Origin of the sequence: Micromonospora saelicesensis (genome assembly GCF_900091575.1) — a bacterium.
Classification (GTDB): domain Bacteria; phylum Actinomycetota; class Actinomycetes; order Mycobacteriales; family Micromonosporaceae; genus Micromonospora; species Micromonospora saelicesensis.
This window is the reverse complement of sequence record NZ_FMCR01000003.1, coordinates 888,387-906,423: the sequence shown is the minus strand read 5'-3', so window position 1 is coordinate 906,423 and position 18,037 is coordinate 888,387. Positions and strand designations below refer to the sequence as shown.

General features: G+C 72.7%; 19 protein-coding genes. 7 read left to right on the top strand and 12 right to left on the bottom strand.

The features are described from left to right. Window positions 1-221: 221 nt before the first annotated feature. Entirely contained in the window at window positions 222-2,231 is a 2,010-nt protein-coding gene (gene thrS, locus GA0070561_RS17150) for a threonine--tRNA ligase (RefSeq protein ID WP_091401718.1), read from the bottom strand. A gap of 188 nt (window positions 2,232-2,419) precedes the next feature. Between thrS and GA0070561_RS17145 the strand changes: the two genes are divergently transcribed. Further along, window positions 2,420-3,349: a DUF1775 domain-containing protein gene (locus tag GA0070561_RS17145; protein ID WP_091401716.1), complete on the top strand. Its 930-nt coding sequence runs from the start codon at window positions 2,420-2,422 to the stop codon at window positions 3,347-3,349. 108 nt (window positions 3,350-3,457) lie between these two features. Here the strand turns inward: GA0070561_RS17145 and GA0070561_RS17140 are convergent, their stop codons facing one another. Further along, on the bottom strand, window positions 3,458-4,378 hold the full coding sequence (locus tag GA0070561_RS17140; protein ID WP_091401714.1) for an ADP-ribosylglycohydrolase family protein: 921 nt from the start codon (window positions 4,376-4,378) through the stop codon (window positions 3,458-3,460). Between the two features lie 73 nt (window positions 4,379-4,451). Between GA0070561_RS17140 and GA0070561_RS17135 the strand changes: the two genes are divergently transcribed. Both GA0070561_RS17135 and GA0070561_RS17130 read left to right on the top strand, forming a co-directional pair. After that, window positions 4,452-5,141: a response regulator transcription factor gene (locus GA0070561_RS17135; protein ID WP_091401712.1), complete on the top strand. Its 690-nt coding sequence runs from the start codon at window positions 4,452-4,454 to the stop codon at window positions 5,139-5,141. A gap of 29 nt (window positions 5,142-5,170) precedes the next feature. Further along, window positions 5,171-6,574 (top strand): HAMP domain-containing sensor histidine kinase, encoded by a 1,404-nt coding sequence (locus GA0070561_RS17130; RefSeq protein ID WP_181539338.1) that lies wholly within the window; start codon window positions 5,171-5,173, stop codon window positions 6,572-6,574. 263 nt (window positions 6,575-6,837) lie between these two features. On the opposite strand, the gene GA0070561_RS17125 is transcribed toward GA0070561_RS17130, so the two are convergent. Continuing rightward, complete coding sequence (locus GA0070561_RS17125; protein ID WP_091401710.1) at window positions 6,838-7,860, bottom strand: adenosine deaminase; 1,023 nt, start codon at window positions 7,858-7,860, stop codon at window positions 6,838-6,840. Next, window positions 7,857-8,651, bottom strand: a complete 795-nt coding sequence (locus GA0070561_RS17120; RefSeq protein WP_091401708.1) for a trans-aconitate 2-methyltransferase — start codon at window positions 8,649-8,651, stop codon at window positions 7,857-7,859. The genes GA0070561_RS17125 and GA0070561_RS17120 overlap by 4 nt, the downstream gene beginning before the upstream one ends. Before the next feature lie 83 nt (window positions 8,652-8,734). On the opposite strand from GA0070561_RS17120, the gene GA0070561_RS17115 reads away from it, so the two are divergent. Both GA0070561_RS17115 and GA0070561_RS17110 read left to right on the top strand, forming a co-directional pair. Then, window positions 8,735-9,718, top strand: coding sequence for an aldo/keto reductase (locus tag GA0070561_RS17115; protein WP_091401706.1), 984 nt, complete (start codon window positions 8,735-8,737; stop codon window positions 9,716-9,718). A gap of 88 nt (window positions 9,719-9,806) precedes the next feature. Further along, window positions 9,807-9,998: a hypothetical protein gene (locus GA0070561_RS17110; protein ID WP_091401705.1), complete on the top strand. Its 192-nt coding sequence runs from the start codon at window positions 9,807-9,809 to the stop codon at window positions 9,996-9,998. 121 nt (window positions 9,999-10,119) lie between these two features. On the opposite strand, the gene GA0070561_RS17105 is transcribed toward GA0070561_RS17110, so the two are convergent. The 7 genes from GA0070561_RS17105 to GA0070561_RS17075 form a co-directional block, all read right to left on the bottom strand. Further along, a complete protein-coding gene (locus GA0070561_RS17105) occupies window positions 10,120-10,323 on the bottom strand; it encodes a cold-shock protein (protein ID WP_030338233.1) in 204 nt (67 codons plus the stop codon). 287 nt (window positions 10,324-10,610) lie between these two features. Beyond that, window positions 10,611-10,883 (bottom strand): DUF4235 domain-containing protein, encoded by a 273-nt coding sequence (locus GA0070561_RS17100; protein WP_091401703.1) that lies wholly within the window; start codon window positions 10,881-10,883, stop codon window positions 10,611-10,613. Beyond that, a complete protein-coding gene (locus GA0070561_RS17095) occupies window positions 10,880-11,254 on the bottom strand; it encodes a DUF3618 domain-containing protein (RefSeq protein ID WP_091401702.1) in 375 nt (124 codons plus the stop codon). The genes GA0070561_RS17100 and GA0070561_RS17095 overlap by 4 nt, the downstream gene beginning before the upstream one ends. Beyond that, on the bottom strand, window positions 11,251-11,685 hold the full coding sequence (locus GA0070561_RS17090; protein ID WP_030338239.1) for a phage holin family protein: 435 nt from the start codon (window positions 11,683-11,685) through the stop codon (window positions 11,251-11,253). Before GA0070561_RS17090 ends, GA0070561_RS17095 begins: the two co-directional genes overlap by 4 nt. A 519-nt stretch (window positions 11,686-12,204) precedes the next feature. Beyond that, complete coding sequence (locus GA0070561_RS17085; RefSeq protein ID WP_091402214.1) at window positions 12,205-13,395, bottom strand: mechanosensitive ion channel family protein; 1,191 nt, start codon at window positions 13,393-13,395, stop codon at window positions 12,205-12,207. A gap of 83 nt (window positions 13,396-13,478) precedes the next feature. Next, window positions 13,479-14,300 carry a DUF1206 domain-containing protein gene (locus GA0070561_RS17080; protein WP_091401700.1) on the bottom strand — a complete coding sequence of 274 codons (822 nt, stop codon included), beginning with the start codon at window positions 14,298-14,300 and terminating at the stop codon, window positions 13,479-13,481. Between the two features lie 59 nt (window positions 14,301-14,359). After that, a complete protein-coding gene (locus tag GA0070561_RS17075; protein WP_372432984.1) occupies window positions 14,360-14,725 on the bottom strand; it encodes a hypothetical protein in 366 nt (121 codons plus the stop codon). 96 nt (window positions 14,726-14,821) lie between these two features. Between GA0070561_RS17075 and GA0070561_RS17070 the strand changes: the two genes are divergently transcribed. Beyond that, a complete protein-coding gene (locus GA0070561_RS17070; protein WP_091401698.1) occupies window positions 14,822-16,048 on the top strand; it encodes a cysteine desulfurase-like protein in 1,227 nt (408 codons plus the stop codon). Then, window positions 16,045-16,332, top strand: a complete 288-nt coding sequence (locus tag GA0070561_RS17065; RefSeq protein ID WP_091401696.1) for a GNAT family N-acetyltransferase — start codon at window positions 16,045-16,047, stop codon at window positions 16,330-16,332. The genes GA0070561_RS17070 and GA0070561_RS17065 overlap by 4 nt, the downstream gene beginning before the upstream one ends. 9 nt (window positions 16,333-16,341) lie before the next feature. Here the strand turns inward: GA0070561_RS17065 and GA0070561_RS17060 are convergent, their stop codons facing one another. After that, window positions 16,342-17,832, bottom strand: a complete 1,491-nt coding sequence (locus GA0070561_RS17060; RefSeq protein WP_091401694.1) for a glycoside hydrolase family 3 protein — start codon at window positions 17,830-17,832, stop codon at window positions 16,342-16,344. Window positions 17,833-18,037 lie beyond the last annotated feature (205 nt).

Here is an 18,037-nt window from a genome sequence, read left to right as displayed (position 1 = left end):
GCGCCGCACTCCGGGCGCCGCACTCCGGGCGCCGCACTCCGGGCGCCGCACTCCGGGCGCCGCACTCCGGGCGAAGATCGCGCTCGAACATGGAAGTAGTGGCCTCCCCCACCGGGGAGGCCACTACTTCCTGGATCGAGCGCGATCATGCGGCACGCGGACCGCGACGGGCCGCGTGAGCGGGCCGCGGGCGGCACGCGGGCCGCTCGCGGCGGTTCCGGCTACTCGGCGGCGGCGGAGGGGCCGATGTTGGTCCGTGAGCTGACCACGTCCAGCACGTGGGTCACGGCCTCGGCGACCGGCACCCCGTTGCGCTGGGAGCCGTCGCGGTAGCGGAAGGAGACCGTACCGGCGGCCACGTCGTCGTCACCGGCGATCACCATGAACGGGATCTTCTGCTGCTGCGCCGTCCGGATCTTCTTCTGCATCCGGTCGTCACCCGCGTCCACCTGCGCCCGGATGCCCTCGGCGCGCAGCGCCGCGACGAAGCCGTGCAGGTAGTCGGTGTGGTCCTCGCGGATCGGGATGCCCACCACCTGCACCGGCGCCAGCCAGGCCGGGAAGGCACCCGCGTAGTGCTCGGTGAGCACCCCGAAGAACCGCTCGATCGACCCGAACAGCGCACGGTGGATCATCACGGGCCGCTGCCGGCTGCCGTCGGCGGCCTGGTACTCCAACGCGAACCGCTCCGGCTGGTTGAAGTCGACCTGGATGGTGGACATCTGCCACGTCCGGCCGATCGCGTCCCGCGCCTGCACGGAGATCTTCGGCCCGTAGAACGCCGCGCCGCCCGGGTCGGGAACCAGGTCCAGGCCGGAGGTCTCGGCGGCGGTCCGCAGCGCCTCGGTGGCCTCGGCCCAGTCCTCGTCGGCTCCGATGAACTTGGGCGAGTCGTCCCGGGTCGACAGCTCCAGGTAGAAGTCGTCCAGGCCGTAGTCGCGCAGCAGGTCGAGCACGAAGCTGAGCAGCGTGGACAGCTCACCGGCCATCTGCTCGCGGGTGCAGTAGATGTGCGAGTCGTCCTGGGTCAGGCCGCGGACCCGGGTCAGGCCGTGCACGACGCCGGACTTCTCGTACCGGTAGACCGTGCCGAACTCGAACATCCGCAGCGGCAGCTCCCGGTAGGACCGCCCGCGCGACCTGAAGATCAGGTTGTGCATCGGGCAGTTCATCGCCTTGAGGTAGTAGTCCGCGCCCTCCAGCTGCATGGGCGGGAACATGGTGTCCGCGTAGTACGGCAGGTGACCGGAGGTCTGGAACAGCTGCGCCTTGGTGATGTGCGGGGTGTTGACGAACTCGTACCCCGCCGCCTCGTGCCGCTGGCGGGAGTAGTGCTCCATCTCGCGGCGGATGATGCCGCCCTTGGGATGGAAGACCGCCAGGCCGGAGCCGATCTCGTCGGGGAAGCTGAACAGGTCGAGGTCCGCGCCGAGCTTGCGGTGGTCGCGCCGGGCGGCCTCCTCCAACAGCTTCAGGTACGCCTTGAGCTCGTCGCGGGTCGGCCACGCGGTGCCGTACACCCGCTGTAGTTGGGGGTTCTTCTCCGACCCGCGCCAGTACGCGGCGGCGGAGCGCATGAGCTTGAACGCGCCGATCAGTCGGGTGGTCGGCAGGTGCGGGCCCCGGCACAGGTCCGACCAGCAGACCTTGTCCTCCTTGGCGTCGAGGTTGTCGTAGATGGTCAGCTCGCCGCCGCCCACCTCCATCACCTCGTCGGTGTCCAGGCCCTCGCCCTTGACCTCGATCAACTCCAGCTTGAACGGCTCGTCGGCCAGCTCGGAGCGCGCCTCGTCCAGGCTGCCGAAGCGGCGGCGACGGAACCGCTGCCCGGACTTGATGATCTCCTGCATGCGCTTCTCGAGCTTGCTGAGGTCATCGGGCTGGAACGGCTTGTCGACGTCGAAGTCGTAGTAGAAGCCGTTCTCGATGGGCGGGCCGATGCCCAGCTTGGCCTCGGGGAAGACGTCCTGCACGGCCTGGGCGAGGACGTGCGCGGTGGAGTGGCGCAGCACGTTGAGCCCGTCGGGCGAATCCAGGCTGACCGGCTCGACGACGGTCTCCTCGGCCGGCGACCAGTCCAGGTCGCGCAGCTGGCCCTGCGGGTCGCGGACCACGACGATCGCCTTGGGGCCGTTCGCGGGCAGTCCGGCCGCGGCCACCGCGTCGGCCGCCGTGGTCCCGGCGGCGACGACGACGGGGTCGGCCACGGCGGGGGTACGGGGTGCGGACACGGTGACTCCTCCAAGTGGTACGAAACGGTGCCGATCCTCGGCTCCTGCCGATGCTATCGGTCGCCCCGCCTCCGACCGGGAAGGGCACCTCCCTACCGCCGACGTTGAACCTTTCGCGCCTCACAGCCGAACTAGAAGGTGTGGCCGGAAACCGGTGCCGGCCGCGTCGACACGGATGGGGGCACGAGATGGCGAGCACGTACGGCGGTGGCCGTCGGCGGCGGATCGTGGCGGCGACAGCGGTGACCGCCGCTGGGCTGCTGCTCTGGCCTGGCACGGCGTACGCGGCGGACGTGACGACCACCCCGACCGAGGCCCGGCAGGGCGACGCGGTACGGCTGGAGTTCAGCGTTCCGGAGGAGCGGGCCGGCACGAAGACCAACCAGATCGAAGTCCGACTGCCGGCCGACGCGCCGATCGCCGAGGTCTATCCCATGTCGGTGAACGGCTGGGCGCCCCGGATCAGCTCCCGCACCCTGGACAAGCCGGTGGCCGGTATCCACTCCTCCGGGGTGAGCACTGTGACGACCGCGGTGACCTGGGTCCGGGTCGGTGCGAGTGACCCCGGGCCGGCTCGGCTGGCGCTCTCCATGGGGCCGATGCCGCAGGCCGAGCGGCTCACCTTCGAGGTCGTCCAGACGTACGCCGATGGCACTGTGGTCCGGTGGGCGGACGCCACCGGCCCGCACCGGGCCCCGACGCTCGCCCTGCTGCCGGCGGCGCCCGGCGGGGCGGGCCCGGCCGCACACGGCGGACACGCCGGCCCGGCGGCCGGCGCACCGGCCGCAGCGGACAACGGTGTGGACGCCGCACCGCCGGCCCCGGCGGACGGCGCCGACGAGGGCAGCGCCGACGGGATGCTGGCCGCCGGCCTGCTGGCCGGGCTGGGCGGCGGCGCGGCGATCGGCTGGCTGGTCAGCCGATGGCGCCGACGCGACCCGGACGAGGCCACCGCGCTCGCCGAGGTGACCGGCGGCCCGGACGAGGCCGCGACGCTGGCCGAGATAACCGGTCGCGGAGACGACACCGCAACGCCAGACCCGACGCCCGCCGATCCGCAGCCCGCCGACCCGACGCCCGCCGACCCGCAGCCTGCTGTTCCCGCAGCATCGCGGTGATCCACTCGGCTCTCAGGAAAACGGGGCATCCCCACCGCCCGGACGACCCGATTTGCAGGAAGCCGAGTTGATCGTGCGCAGGGCCTGCCCAGGCGCTGGGTCGGGGGGTCAGGGGAGCCAGGTAGGTAGCGGCTCGCGGGCCGCCAGCCACTCTTCGGGCACCCCGCCCGGGGTGCCGACGCCGGTGTGCGCCGCCACCACCGCTCCGGCGATGGCGGCCGTGGTGTCCACGTCCCCACCGGCCCGTACGCACGTCTCGATGGCCGCCGGATAGTCGTCGAGGTGCGTGGCGGCCACCCAGAGGGTGAACCCGACGGTGTCCTGGGCGATCACCCGGGAGCCGTTGCCGAGCGCCGCCACCACCCGGGGCAACGGCCGGCCGAGCAGCCCGGCGGCCCGGTGTACGCCCCGATGCACCTCGGTGCCCGGGTCGAGTGCGGCGGCGATCCCGGCGAGCAGCCGCTCCGGGGCCGGCCGATGCCCGTCGAGGCGGGCCCGGGCGGCCAGCGCGGCAGCGACGGCGACGGCGACCGCCCCGGCGATCCCCTCCGGGTGCGCGTGCGTCACCTCAGCGGACGCGCGGGCCTGTGCCGCGGCACGCGCCGTCGAGTCGGCGAAGTACGCGCCCAGCGGGCCGACCCGCATCGCCGCGCCGTTGCCGCAGGAGCCCTGCCCGTCGAAGGCGGAGGCGGCGGCCAGCGGCCACGGGGTTCCGGTGCGGATCAGCCCCAGGATGAGCATCGCGCCCGCGCCGTAGCCCCGTCGCTCGGTACATCGCTCGGCGAAGGAGAGGGCGAGCCGATCCCGGTCGATGCCGCCGGAGTCGGCCAACTGGGCGAGGACCGAGCAGGCCATCTCGGTGTCGTCGGTCCATTCCCAGGGCGCTGGCGGCAGCGCGTCGGCGGCGAGATCCACGGGCGCGGGCCCCTGCAGGAAGTACTGCGCGCCGAGCGCGTCGCCGGTGGAGAGACCGGCGAGGCTGTCCCGGGCGAGCGCCAGGCGGGCATCGGCGAACAGGGTGAACGACATCGTCGTACCAGCTTGCCCGGTCGCCAGGCACGCCGCAACGCGATCAACTTGCCAGGCCAAGTACGGTCTTGTCGTGGCCTCCGTGCTCCTGGTCGAAGACGATCACGTCGTACGCGGCGCGATGCTGCGGTCCCTCACCGACCGGGGGCATGCCGTGCACGCCGTGGGTACGGCGTTGGACGCCCTGCGTCGGGTCGCCGCGGAGACACCCGACCTGGTGGTGCTCGACCTCGGCCTCCCCGACCTGGACGGCTCGGACGCGCTGCGGATGCTGCGCGGCATCACCGACGTTCCGATCATCATCGCCACCGCCCGCGACGACGAGCAGTCGGTGGTCAAGCTGCTGCGCGCCGGCGCCGACGACTACATGGTCAAGCCGTTCACCGGCGCGCACCTGGACGCCCGGATCACCACAGTGCTGCGCCGGGCCGGCCGGGCCAGTCGGTCCGTGCAGCCCGCGGTACACAGCGTCGGCGGGCTGCGGGTGGACGTGGGCGAACGCAGCGCCCAGCTCGACGGGGAGCCGCTGGCGCTGACCCGCAAGGAATTCGACCTGTTGGCGTATCTCGCCGCACGACCTGGGCGGGTAGTGTCCCGCCGGGAACTCTTGGAGGAGGTATGGCGGCAGCCATCGGTCGGCGAGGATCAGACCATCGACGTTCACCTGTACTGGCTCCGCAGAAAGATGGGCGAGTCCGCGGCGAAGCCGCGCTACCTGCGCACCGTGCGGGGGGTCGGATTCCGGCTGGTGGCACCGGACTGAGGACGGCGCTGGCCCTGCTCACGGCCGGCATGTGCAGTCTCGTGGCGCTCGCGTTCCTGATCCCGCTCGGGCTCAGCCTGCGAGAGCAGAGCCGCGACGAGGCGATCGCCGACGCGGCGCGGCGCAGCGCGCTGGTGACCGGCGCGCTGGCGGTGAGCACCGACCCGGCGGTCGTCGAGCGTGCCGTGGTGGCCAGCGCCGAGGGCGCACCCACCCGGCCCGTGGTGCACGGGTTGGGGCTGGACGAGTCGGCTGGTCGGGCCAGCGGCAGCGACCTGGACCGGGCCCGCTCCGAGCGCCAGTCGTTGGTCGTCGACGTCGACGGGGGTGTGGCCCGGCTCGACCCGGTCGTCCTCGGTGACCGGACGGCCGTGGTCGAGGTGTTCCTTCCGGAGTCGACGCTGGGCGAGGGCGCCGGCGGCACCTGGTTGCTGCTGTTCGCGGTCGGCGCGGCGATGGCCGGCGCGGCGGTGCTGGTGGTCGACCGGGTAGCTGCCCGCGCGGTGGACTCCACCCGCGGTCTGGTCAAGGCAGCGCTCTCCGTCGGCGACGGCGACCTCGGCGTACGCGTCGAGCCGACCGGTCCGCGCGAGTTGGCCGAGGCCGGGTACGCCTTCAACCGGATGGCGGACCGCCTGGACGCCGCCCGCACCGACGAGCGGGAGTTGGTGGCCGACCTGTCGCATCGTCTGCGTACCCCGTTGACGGTGCTGCGGCTGGACGCGGAGGCGTTGGAGTCCGACGACACCAGCGTGGGTTCGTTCAGCCCGGCCGAGTTGGACCGGCTGCGCGGGATCCGGCGGATCCGGCAGGCGATCGTCACCCTGGAGGGTGAGATCGACGTGCTGATCAAGACCACCCGTAAGACGGTGGCGCTCGAGGCCGGGCCGGCGATGTGCGACGTCAGCGAGGTGGTCCGGGACCGGATGGTGTTCTGGGCGGCGTTGGCCGGCGACCAGAACCGGCCGCACCGGGTCAACGGCGCCCAGCTGCGCATCCCGGCGCCGGTGCCGCGGGCCGAACTGGCCGCCGCGCTGGACGCGGTCATCGGCAACGTCTTCCGCTACACCCCGCAGGGCACCGCGTTCGAGGTGGCGGTGTCCCGGCGCGACGGTTACGTGGCGATCCGGATCGACGACGCCGGCCCCGGCATCGCCAACCCGGACCGGGCGCTGCGCCGGGGTGCCAGTGACCAGGGCTCGACCGGGCTCGGGCTGGACATCGCCAAGCGGGTCGCGTTGCAGGCCAACGGCTCGGTGAGCATCGACCGCGCCCGGCTGGGCGGGGCCAGCGTGGTGATGCTGCTCGCCGACCCGGAGGCGACGCCCCGGCAGGTCAGCCGCTTCGGTCTGGTCGGTCGGATGGCCCGCGACGCCCGGGACACGAAGGCCACCGGACGTCGCTGGCCCCGCCAGCGCCCCACCGACGACTGACCCGGCCGGACCCGGGGCTGTGCGCCGGCGCAAGTCTTCCTTAGATCGCGGTTAACGACCGCGTTGGATCGGCTGCGGGCTGACAGGATCAGAGCACGAACCCACCAGTTCCACCGGCCGAGCGCACCACGCACCCACGGCCGGTGGAGCCGCGCGCGCGGCGGGAGTCACAGGTCCCCCCACACCCACGCTCCCGCCGCGCGCCCTGCTCCACCAACCGGCCCGGCCGACCAGCCCAACCGACACCCGAGCGGTCGACCAGCTCAGCCGGCGGTGGCGAGGTACGCGTCGATCTCGGCGAGGATCCGCTGCTGGCCGGCGGTGTCCAGGAAGGACGCGGTCACCGCGTTGCGGGCCAGCCCGGCCAGACCCTCGGCACCGACGCCGAGCAGACGGGCGGCCACCGCGTACTCGTCGTTGAGGGTGGTGCCGAACATCGGCGGGTCGTCGGAGTTGATGGTGACCAGCAGCCCGGCCTCGACCAGCCGGGGCAGCGGATGCTCGTCGAGGGTGGCCACCGCCCGGGTACGGACGTTGGACGTCGGGCAGATCTCCATCCCGATCTGCCGCTCGGCCAGGTACGCGAGCAGCTGCGGGTCCTGCGCGGCGGAGATGCCGTGCCCGATCCGCTCGGCGCCCAACTCGTTCAGCGCGTCCCAAACGGTCTGCGGCCCGGTGGTCTCCCCGGCGTGCGGAACCGAGCGCAGCCCGGCGGCGCGGGCCTGGTCGAACCAGGGCCGGAACTGCGGTCGGGGTACACCGATCTCCGGGCCGCCCAGACCGAAACTGACCAGCCCGTCCGGGCGCTCGTCCAGTGCGATGCGCAGCGTCTCCTCGGCCGCGGGCAGGCCGGCCTCGCCGGGGATGTCGAAGCACCAGCGCAGCTCGATGCCGAAGTCGGCCAGGGCGCGCTTGCGGGCGTCCTCGATGGCCTCGCAGAACGCCGGCGCGGGAATGCCCCGTCGGACGTGCGAGTACGGGGTGATGGTCAGCTCCGCGTACCGGACCTGTTGGCGGGCCAGCTCGCGGGCCACCTCGTGGGTGAGGATCCAGACGTCCTCCGGGTCGCGGATGAGATCCACGACGCTCAGGTAGACCTCGATGAAGTGCGCGAAGTCGCGGAACTCGAAGTAGCTGGCGAGGGCGTCCGGATCGGCCGGCACGGGGCTGCGCCCCTCGTGGCGCGCGGCCAACTCGGCGACGATCCGGGGCAGGGCGGAGCCGACGTGGTGCACGTGCAGCTCCACCTTGGGCAGGCCGGCGATGAAGGTGGACAGGTCGGTCACGGGTTCTCCTGAGCATGGTCGCCGGTGCGGGCGACGACGAAGACGCGGCGGAACGGGAAGTACACCTGACCCTGCCGCACCGGGTACGCCGCGGTGAGCCGTACTCCCAGCTCGGCCCGGAAGGCGGACCAGCCGGCGGCGTCCAGTGCGGCCCGGACCGGGCGCAGCGCGGTGCCCTCCATCCAGGCCAGCACCGGGTGCTCGGCGGCGGGTCGAGCCGGCAGCAGGTGCACGTAGGTAGTCTCCCAGGCGTCCACCGCGCAGCCGGCGGCGGTCAGCAGCGCCGCGTAGTCGGCCGGGTCGTCGACCGGGTCCGCGCGCAGCAGCGGGGCGACCTCGGCCCGCCAGGTCGGCCGGTTGGCGACCTCCCGCAGGGCGCGGTGCGAGTCGGCGGCGAAGTTTCCGGGGACCTGCATGGCGAGCCAGGCGCCGGCGGGCAGCTCGGCGGCCCAGCGGCGCAGCAGCTCCTGGTGGCCGGGCACCCACTGCAACGCCGCGTTGCTGACCACCACGTCCTCGTCGCCGGCCGGAACCCAGTCGCGCAGGTCGGCGACCGCGAAGTCGACCGGCGCCTCCAGGGCCTCGGCCCGCTCGATCATCTCCGCCGAGGAGTCGAGCCCGCGCACCCGGCTGGCCGGCCAGCGCTCGGCGAGGACGGCGGTGAGCTGGCCGGGGCCGCAGCCGAGGTCGACCACCGTCCGGGGTCGCTCGGCCGGGATCCGGGCGAGAAGGTCGTGAAACGGCCGGGATCGCTCGTCGCCGAAGCGCAGGTAGGTCGTCGGGTCCCACATGGTCGCCTCCCAAACCGTACGTCCGTACTGCTAACGGTACGGCTCGCGTGGCAGGGTGGCAACCCGATCACTAGGCTCGGGGCATGGAACAGCGCAGCTTCAACCGGCTCGGCCGGACCGTTGGCGCGGTCGGCCTGGGCGCGTGGCAACTCGGCGCCGACTGGGGCACCGTCAGCGAGGACGACGCGATGGCGGTGCTCGCCGCCGCCGTGGACGCCGGAGTCACCTTCCTCGACACCGCCGACGTGTACGGCGACGGCCGCAGCGAGCAGCTGATCGGCCGCTTCCTGCGCACCCGACCCGACGCCGGGCTGACCGTCGCCACCAAGATGGGCCGCCGCGTCGAGCAGCGGCCGGAGGCGTACACCCTGGCGAACTTCCGGCAGTGGACCGACCGCTCCCGGGCCAACCTGGGCATGGACACCCTGGACCTGGTCCAGTTGCACTGCCCGCCCACCGAGGTCTTCTCCTCCGACGAGGTCTTCGACGGCCTGGACACCCTCGTCGCCGAGAAGGCAATCGCCGGGTACGGCGTCAGCGTCGAGACCTGCGACCAGGCCCTCACCGCGATCGCCCGACCGGGGGTGGCGAGCGTCCAGATCATCCTCAACGCGGTCCGCCACAAGCCCCTGGAGCGGGTGCTGCCCGCCGCTGCCGCAGCGGGTGTCGGCATCATCGCCCGCGTGCCGCTCGCCAGTGGCCTGCTCTCCGGCCGCTACGACGAGCACACCGAGTTCCCCGCCGACGACCACCGCAACTACAACCGGCACGGCGCCGCCTTCGACGTCGGGGAGACGTTCTCCGGAGTCGACTTCGATCGAGGTCTGGCCGCCGTACGCCGGCTGGCCCCGCTCGTCGACGCGGACCGCACGATGGCGCAGTTCGCCCTGCGCTGGGTGTTGGACCAGGCGGGTGTCACGGTGGTCATCCCCGGTGCCCGCGACGCCGACCAGGCCCGACGCAACGCCGCTGCGGCGGCCCTGTCCCCGCTCACCGACGAGCAGTTGGCAGCCGTCCGCGAGACCTACGACGAGCTGATCCGCCCGCAGGTGCACGACCGGTGGTGACCCGCGCGGCCGGGGTGCTCGCGTCACGCCACCCGGCCGGCGATGCTGGACGGCGGCGCGCCGCCCCGGGCGGCGGAGAGGGGACGCGATGAGGGGTTGGCTTCCACTCACCCTCGGCCTGCTGGCCGTGGTGATCGGTGCGGTGTGGACGGTCCAGGGCCTCGGCTACGTCAGCGGCAGCGTGATGACCGACGAGAAGATCTGGGCGGTGATCGGCCCGCTCGTGACGGCGGCCGGGCTGGTGGTGATCTGGCTCGGCCTGCGCTCGCGTCGACGCTGACCGCTCGCTGCACCGGCGAGCCCGAGCAGGCGAAAGCCCCGCATCCCAACCGGGATGCGGGGCTTTACCGTGACCCGTGAGCCGGATCGTCCCACTGGCCGGCGGGGGCCGGCCGTCCTACTCAGATGGGACGGACCTGCTCAGCCTGCGGGCCCTTCTGACCCTGAGCAATCTCGAACTCCACCCGCTGGTTCTCCTCCAGCGAGCGGTAGCCGCTGGTCTGGATGGCCGAGAAGTGGACGAACACGTCAGCACCCCCACCATCGACGGTGATGAAGCCGAAGCCCTTGTCAGCGTTGAACCACTTCACGGTTCCCTGAGCCATGTGTTTCTCCCTCTAAAAACTGGCGGCCGTGCACGCCGTCCGGCCGATTGGCCGTTTTTGAGCAGCGGCGCCTGAGGCAGCCCCACGAAGGAGACTTCTCTCAACCCACGCCATCTCGCAACAGCGGGGACCAGCAAATCACGGAGGTAAAAAGTCTGTCACGACCTCTCCGACGAATTTCTCCGACATGTGACCTGACGGATGCCTCAGGTGCGCTGGGCGGCGTGCGATGCCATGCGAAAGCCCCCTTCCCATCGATGCGGGAAGGGGGCTGAAGTCGCTGATGGTCAGTCCGGCCAGCTGCCGGTCATCCGGCGTACGCCGACCGCGCCACCCCGGTCCACGGCGGCACGGACGACCGCGAAGATGGCGCCCTGCAACGCCGCGGCGGCCAGGACCTCGCCCCAGCCGCGATCCTCGTCGGTCGCGTTGGGCGCCTCACCGTCGCCCGCGGTGACCTTCCAGACCTGCCGGAAGATCGCCCCGGCCACCGTGCCTGCGGCGATACCCAACAACACGCCGACCGGCCGGTACGCGACCCTGCCGATGCTCTTACTCACCTACGCCTCCCCCGCACGATCATCAGCACCACCACGGTGGCCACCGCGCCGGCCGCGATGGCCGCCCACGGCACCGGGTTGCGGCGCACCAACTCGCCCTTTTCATACGCCTGTGCGCGTACCAACTCACCCTTTTCGTACGCCTGCGCCCGCGCCATCCCGGCGCCACGCGCGGCCTGACCGCGGACCCGGGCAACGGTCTGCGCCGCCTGCTCCCGCATCCGCTCCTTGGCCTGCTCGGCGGACTCCTTCAGACGCGCCTTGACGTCGGCCTTGGCGGCCAACGCCTCCATCGTCTCGCCCAACTCGACCCGGGTGCGACGGATCTCCTCGCGGAGGGCCTCCGTGTCGCCGGTCCCGTTACCGGTCATTGCCGCCCCCTGTCCTTCACCGCGGCGGTGACGGTGTCCATGTCTGCCCGGAGGCTACGGACCGTGGCCGCCGGCACCGGCGGGACGGCACGGCTGACCTGCTTCTTGCCCACCAGGGCGAGGATGCCGGCCACCAGGAAGCAGGCCACCGCCACGATCAGCGCCGCGGCCCAGGCGGGCAACACCAGGTCGAGCAGCAGGATCGCCGTGGCGACCAGCGCACCCAGACCGAAGAACGCGAGCGCGCCGCCGCCGCCGAACAGGCCGATCCCGATGCCCGCGTGCTTACCCTTCTGGGTCAACTCCGCTCGGGCCAGCGTCAGTTCGTCCCGCACGAGGCGGGAGATCTGCTCAGTGGCCCGCTGCACCAACTCGGCGGTGGAGGGCTCGCTCCCATTCTGGGATGTGCGGGCTTTCGCCACGTCAGCCATGCTGTCCTCCTTTCCTCATCACCGCGCTGTATGCCCGAAGTCGCCGCTCGTCAATCCTAAAGCGCACCAAGCAGCTCACCGTCCCCGTTGTCCGGACGCCGCGCCGCCAATACGCGACCAGCCGCCGCGATCACGCCAGAGACGTCCGGCAGCACATCCCCCACCCAAGCCCGACCAAACCTCCGCAACCGACCCGCTCCCCCGCCCCCGCTCCTCCCGCTCCGCCCCGCCCCCGGTCTCCCCGCCCCCGCCGCCCGCAGCGGTGATCATGAGTTTGGCGGGGACAAACCTGCGCGCACCCACCCGTCAAGTCCATGATCGCCGGGGTCTGCCGCGCAAGATCGCGCTCGATCCTGGTTGTAGTGGCCTCGACGGGGGTGGAGGCCACTACAACCAGGAAGTTGCACGATCTTGCGGGGCGGCGCCGGGTGGGCGAGGCGACCCGGGGCGGGCGAGGCGACGCGGGCGCGGGCGCGGGCGGGGGTGGGGCGACGCGGGCGCGGGCGGGACGGGGGCGGGCTACTGGGGGCGGGTTTCTTCGGGGCCTACGAAGGCTTCGCTGCGGGCGTCGCCGTCGTCGCTGCCGCCGAAGACACGGGCGTCGTCGGGCGCCTCAGTGTCGGACAGGCGGCGGGCCGGTCGCCTCGGCTGCACCCACTGCCAGGACAGGTTGCTGGTGGAGTCGCCCAGCTCGGTGCGTAGCCGGGGCATCGCGGTCGGGCGGTTGTCCCGGATCCAGGCGACCAGGTGCTCCCGGACGAGGCAGCGCAGGTCCCACAGGCTGCCCGCGTCGGCGGCGCTGACCAACGCGCGCAACCGCACCGTCCCGCCGGTGGCGTCGGTGACCTGGAGGACGCAGACCCGCCCGTCCCACAGCTCGGTGCCCTCGACGAGGCGGCGCAGCTCCTCGCGCATGGTCTGCACGGGCACCGCCCAGTCGACGTCGAATTCGGCGGTGCCGAGCACCGCCGCCTCCGTCCGGGTCCAGTTCTGGAACGGCTTGCTGGTGAAGTACGAGGTGGGCAGGATCAACCGGCGGTCGTCCCAGATCTGCACCACGACGTAGCTGAGGGTCAGCTCCTCGATGCGACCCCACTCCCCCTCGACGACGACGACGTCGTCGAGCCGGACGGCGTCGCTGAAGGCGAGTTGGAGGCCGGCGAAGACGTTGCCGAGCAGGCTCTGCGCGGCGAGCGCGGCCACCACACCGACCACACCGGCCGAGGTCAGCACACCGGCGCCGATGCCCCGCACGCTGGGGAACGTCATCAGCATCACGCCGACGGTCAGGATGACGATCACCGCGATGGTCAGTCGGCGCAGCATCACCACCTGGGTCCGGACCCGCCGGGCGTGCCGGTTGTCCGGGACGTCGACCCGGAACCGGGCCAGCGCGGTGTCCTCGACGACGACCAGCAGGCAGGCGACCAGCCAGGCCAGTGTGGCGATGACGCCGAGGATGAGCAGGTGCAGCAGCAGTCGGCGCCAGCTCTCGCCGACCGCGTACCCGGTGGTGAAGCGGACGGCGAACTGCACGGCCAGGACCGTTCCGGCGACCTGGAACGGGCGGTGCGCGTGGTCGGTCAACTCGGTCAACAGCAGTGACCGGCGGCCGAACCGCCGGGTCAACCGGTGGACGACCTCGACCAGGAACAGGGCGACCGCCGCCGCGACGAGCGCGGCGACGGCCGTTTCGAGATAGTTCTGCACGGCTTCGGTGCTCCCCTTCGACCAGGCGTCGGGCACTTCGGGCAAAAGCCCAAGAGTGCCCGACAGCCCGGGAATCGACCAGTTCAGACCTTGCGGTACCGGGACTGGAGGAAGCAGTAGACGCCGAAGGCGGCGATGCCGAGGGCGACCAGGGCCAGCAGGAACGTGCCGTACGACTGCTCCTGCAGGGTGTGCAGCGCGGCGTCCAGACCACGGGCCTTCTCCGGGTCGTAGTTCACCGCCGCCACGATGACCAGCAGACCGGCGATGCCGTACGCGACGCCCTTGGCGATGTATCCGGCCATGCCCAGCCGGCGGGCGAGCTGGCGGGTCTTCGGGCTCATCTCGCCGGTCTTGAGGTGCTTCTCGAACTTCTTCCGGGCTCCGTAGATGATCAGGCCGATGCCGATCGCGGCGACGACCAGCCCGGCCAGGCCGACCAGCCAGCGGCCACCGCTGGAGGTCATCAGCTTGCCGGTCAACGCCTCCTGCTGGTCGGCGCTGTTCGACCCGGCGTCCTTGAAGACCTTGAAGGCGGTCCAGGCGAAGTAGAGGTAGACGATGGTCCGGCCGGCCGAGGCGAGCCGTTCCATGACCCGCTCCTTGCCGCGCTCGGCGCGGTGCCCGACCGCCGCCTCCAGCGCCTGCCAGATCGCCATCGCGAGCAGGCCGACCGCGACGGCGATGACCAGGAACTTGCCGAGGGGCTGTGCGGAGAGGGTACGCAGCGCGCCGGACTGGTCGCCGTCGTCGGACGACGTGCCGAACGCGATCTGCAACGCCAACCAGGCGAAGAGGAGGTGGACGATGCCGTAGCCGATGAAGCCGGCCCGGGCGAGGAGTTCCAGCCACCGGCTGTCCGCCGTACGGGAGGCGGTGGCTTCGGCGCTACGGGTGAGTGACATGGCGTCACAATCTCCGAATCTGAAGATTCCCAAACGTCGGCCACCGCCGCCCGCCCAGCTCAGCTGCCCGGGTTGCGCGATACGCGGATCTTGACCTGCTGGTCGGTCACGCTGTCCAGGGTGACCGCGAAGCCCCCGGCCTCGGCGGCCTGCTGGCCGGTGGTGAGGGTGAGCTGCTCACCGGCGACCTCGACGGTCACCTGGTCGCCTTCGGCGCCGACCAGTTTGGCCTCGACGCCCAGGATGGTGGCGCTGGCGTCGACACCCCGCTCGAAGGTGACAGTGCAGGCGTCCAGCCCGCAGTCGGTGGAGGCGCCCTGGGAGCTGCACCCGGCGAGCACGGCGAGGCCGAGCGCCAGACCGGCGAAGAGGCCGGCGGCGCGGCGGACGGGGGGAATGGGCATGGTGGCGGGTCGGTTCGTCACCTCGCCAAGAGTACGAGACATCCGCGAGGTCGCCGCCGAACGGTGATCACCTGGCGGCCGGGAAGGGTACGAGGAGCACCGGCTAGGGTCCGGGACATGCCGTTCGACATCTCCCGCACCCGGGCCGCGTACCCCGCCCTGACCGAGGGCTTCGTCCACTTCGACGGTGCCGGCGGCACCCAGACCGCGGCCGGTGTGATCGACGCGGTCACCGATGCCATGCGGTCGGCGGTCGGCAACCGCAGCGCCGCCTTCATTCCGGGCCGCCGGTCGTTGGAGCTGGTGGCCGAGGCCCGCTCGGCGGTGGCCGACCTGCTCGGCGCCGACCCGGCCGGGGTGGTGCTCGGCCCGAGTGCGACAGCGCTGACGTACACCCTGGCCCGCACGCTCGGCGCGGCCTGGCGCCCGGGTGACGAGGTGGTGGTCTCCCGGCTCGACCACGACGCGAACGTGCGGCCGTGGGTGCAGGCCGCCGAGGCGGCCGGCGCGACGGTGCGCTGGGCCGAGGTCGACCGGCACACCGGTGAGCTGCCCGCGGCCCAGTACGCGGACCTGGTGGGTGAGCGGACCCGGTTGGTCGCGGTGACCGCCGGCAGCAACGCCATCGGCACCATGCCGGACGTGTCGGCGATCGCCAAGATCGCGCACGCGGTCGGCGCGTTGGTCTACGTCGACGGGGTGCACTCGGTTCCGCACGGGCCGACCGACCTGGCCTCGCTCGGTGCCGACGTGCTGGTCACCAGCGCGTACAAGTGGTCCGGCCCGCACCTGGCGGCGATGGTGGCGGACCCGGCCCGGTGGGCCGCGCTGCGCCCGGCGAAGCTGGTGCCGTCCTCCGACGCGGTGCCGGACCGGTTCGAGTACGGCACGCCGAGCTTCCCGCTGCTGGCCGGCGTGGCCGCCGCGGTGGATCACCTGGCGGGGCTGGACCCGGACGCGGTCGGGGACCGGCGGGCCCGGCTGCGGGCCGGGCTGGCGGCCGCCCAGGCGCACGAGGAGGCACTGCTGGAGCGGCTGCTCGCCGGGCTGGCGCAGCGGCCGGCGATCACCGTCTACGGCTCGCCGGCGCGGCGCTGCCCGACGGTGTCGTTCCGGGTCGCCGGGATGTCCCCGGCGGCCACCCAGGAGGCGTTGGGCGCCGCCGGGTTCTGCCTCTCCGTCGGCGACTACTACGCCTACGAGTACTTCCAGCTCATGGGCCTGCGCGACAGCGGCGGCGCGGTGCGGGCCAGCATCTACCACTACAACACGGCCGACGAGGTGGACCGGTTGCTCGGCGAACTCGACGCGCTGGCCGAGCGGGCGGGGAGAATGGCCGGATGAGCACCCTGGTCGAGGACAACCCGGCGAAGCACCGCTTCGAGATCCTGGTCGACGACGCGCTGGCCGGTTTCACCGCGTACCTGCCGCGCGGGGAGGTCCTGGTCTTCACCCACACCGAGGTGGACCGGGGTTTTCAGGGCAAGGGGGTGGGCGGCACGCTGGTCCGCGGCACCCTGGACCAGCTCCGGGCCCGCGGCACGACAGTGGTGCCGCAGTGCCCCTTCATGTCCGCGTTCATCGACAAGCACCCCGAGTACGCCGACCTGGTCGCCGACCTCCCGTAGCGGGGGTCGTCAGCGGGCCCCGGTGAGCACCTCGGCGGCGGCCTGTCCACTGGCCCGGGTGGCGCCGTGGGTGGCCAGGTGCACCGCCCCGGTGACCAGCTCGGGCACGCCCAACTCGACCACGACGGCGTCCGGCCGGGCGGCCAACGCGCGGTGCACGGCGGCGCGCATCCAGTCGTGCCGGTGCTGGTCGCGGACGACCAGGACCAGGGGGCGGCTGCCCGCACCGGCGCCCGGGTCGGCCGGCACGTCGGGTTCGGCGTAGCGGACCGTGCTGGTGCCGGGCAGCAGCTCGGTCAGCGGTCCGCCGATGCCCCACGGGGTCTCGGCGCCGATGGCGATGTTGCGCAGCGGCTCGAACTCGACGACGTGCGCCGCGCGGGTCAGGGGCAGCGCGACCGTCGTACCCGGGGCGGCGGTGACCCGGACGGCCCGACGGGCGGCGACCAGCCCGACGTCGGTGGCGGCGCGCGCTCCGGCCGAGCCGGCGCTGCGGGCGGCCACCGTCCAGGCGGCGAGTTGACCGACACGCTTGGCGGCCTCGGCGAGACGTTCCTCGGGCAGCTCACCGGAGACGACGGCGGCCACGATGGCGTCGCGCAGCTCGCGGGCGGCCTGCTCGTCGGCCCGTTCGCCGCCGATGCAGATGGCGTCGGCCCCGGCGGCGAGGGCGCGGACCGTCGCCCCGGCGAAGCCGTACCGGTCGGCGACCGCGCGCATCTCCACCGCGTCGGTGACCACCACGCCGGAGAAGCCCAGTTCGTCGCGGAGCAACCCGCCCAGGATGCGCTGACTCAGCGTCGCCGGCAGGTGCGGGTCGAGCGCGGGCACCAGCAGGTGACCGGTCATCACCGCCTGCACCCCGGCGGCCACGGCGGCGCGGAACGGCGCCAGTTCGCAGGCGTCCAGCCGGTCCCGGTCGGCGGTGATCCGGGGCAGGTCGTGGTGTGAGTCGACCCGGGTGTCGCCGTGCCCGGGGAAGTGTTTGGCGCAGGCCGCGACGCCGCCGGCCTGCAGCCCGCGAACCCAGGCGGCGGTGTGCCGCGCGACCAGCACCGGGTCGGCACCGAAGGAGCGGACGCCGATCACCGGGTTCGCCGGATTGGAGTTGACGTCGGCGTCCGGGGCGTAGTTCAGGGTGATTCCCGCCGCGGCCAGCTCGGCGCCGAGGTCCCGGGCGACGGCCTCGGTCAGCTCCGGGTCGTCGACCGCGCCGAGGGCGAAGTTGCCGGGCCGGGAGCTGCCGTGCACCGACTCCAGCCGGGTGACGTCGCCGGCCTCCTCGTCGATCGCCACGATGACGTCCGGCCGTTCCGCGCGCAGCGTCGCGGTCAGCGCGGCCACCTGCTCGGTGTCGACGACGTTGCGGGCGAAGAGCACCACCGAGCCGAGACCCTCGCCGAGCCAGCGGCACACCCATGGTGGTGGGGTGGTGCCGACGAAGCCGGGTTGCAGAACGGCGGCGGCGAGCGCCGGGAGGTGCCCGTGGGAAGTGGTCACTCCGCCCCCTCACAGTGATCGATGTCGATCACCGGCGACGGTGCGCCCCCGTCGACCCGCTGGTTGCGCTCGCTCATGCGGCCCCCGTACCCCATCTCTCGCGCGCCCTCGGCGCACCGCCACCGGCAGGCGGTCCTGCCATGGTCACACTGAGCGATTCAATAGTCAATAAACCTTACAGTTGCCTGGCGGCCCGCTCCCCGGG

Coding starts and splice junctions, on each gene's coding strand:
- GA0070561_RS17140 (WP_091401714.1), bottom strand. CDS start 4,378: ATGTCGTTCACCCTGTTCGCCGATGCCCGCCTGGCGCTCGCCCGGGAC.
- GA0070561_RS17070 (WP_091401698.1), top strand. CDS start 14,822: ATGCCGTTCGACATCTCCCGCACCCGGGCCGCGTACCCCGCCCTGACC.
- GA0070561_RS17120 (WP_091401708.1), bottom strand. CDS start 8,651: ATGTGGGACCCGACGACCTACCTGCGCTTCGGCGACGAGCGATCCCGG.
- GA0070561_RS17110 (WP_091401705.1), top strand. CDS start 9,807: ATGAGGGGTTGGCTTCCACTCACCCTCGGCCTGCTGGCCGTGGTGATC.
- GA0070561_RS17145 (WP_091401716.1), top strand. CDS start 2,420: ATGGCGAGCACGTACGGCGGTGGCCGTCGGCGGCGGATCGTGGCGGCG.
- GA0070561_RS17065 (WP_091401696.1), top strand. CDS start 16,045: ATGAGCACCCTGGTCGAGGACAACCCGGCGAAGCACCGCTTCGAGATC.
- GA0070561_RS17115 (WP_091401706.1), top strand. CDS start 8,735: ATGGAACAGCGCAGCTTCAACCGGCTCGGCCGGACCGTTGGCGCGGTC.
- GA0070561_RS17080 (WP_091401700.1), bottom strand. CDS start 14,300: ATGTCACTCACCCGTAGCGCCGAAGCCACCGCCTCCCGTACGGCGGAC.
- GA0070561_RS17095 (WP_091401702.1), bottom strand. CDS start 11,254: ATGACCGGTAACGGGACCGGCGACACGGAGGCCCTCCGCGAGGAGATC.
- GA0070561_RS17130 (WP_181539338.1), top strand. CDS start 5,171: ATGTGCAGTCTCGTGGCGCTCGCGTTCCTGATCCCGCTCGGGCTCAGC.
- GA0070561_RS17090 (WP_030338239.1), bottom strand. CDS start 11,685: ATGGCTGACGTGGCGAAAGCCCGCACATCCCAGAATGGGAGCGAGCCC.
- GA0070561_RS17105 (WP_030338233.1), bottom strand. CDS start 10,323: ATGGCTCAGGGAACCGTGAAGTGGTTCAACGCTGACAAGGGCTTCGGC.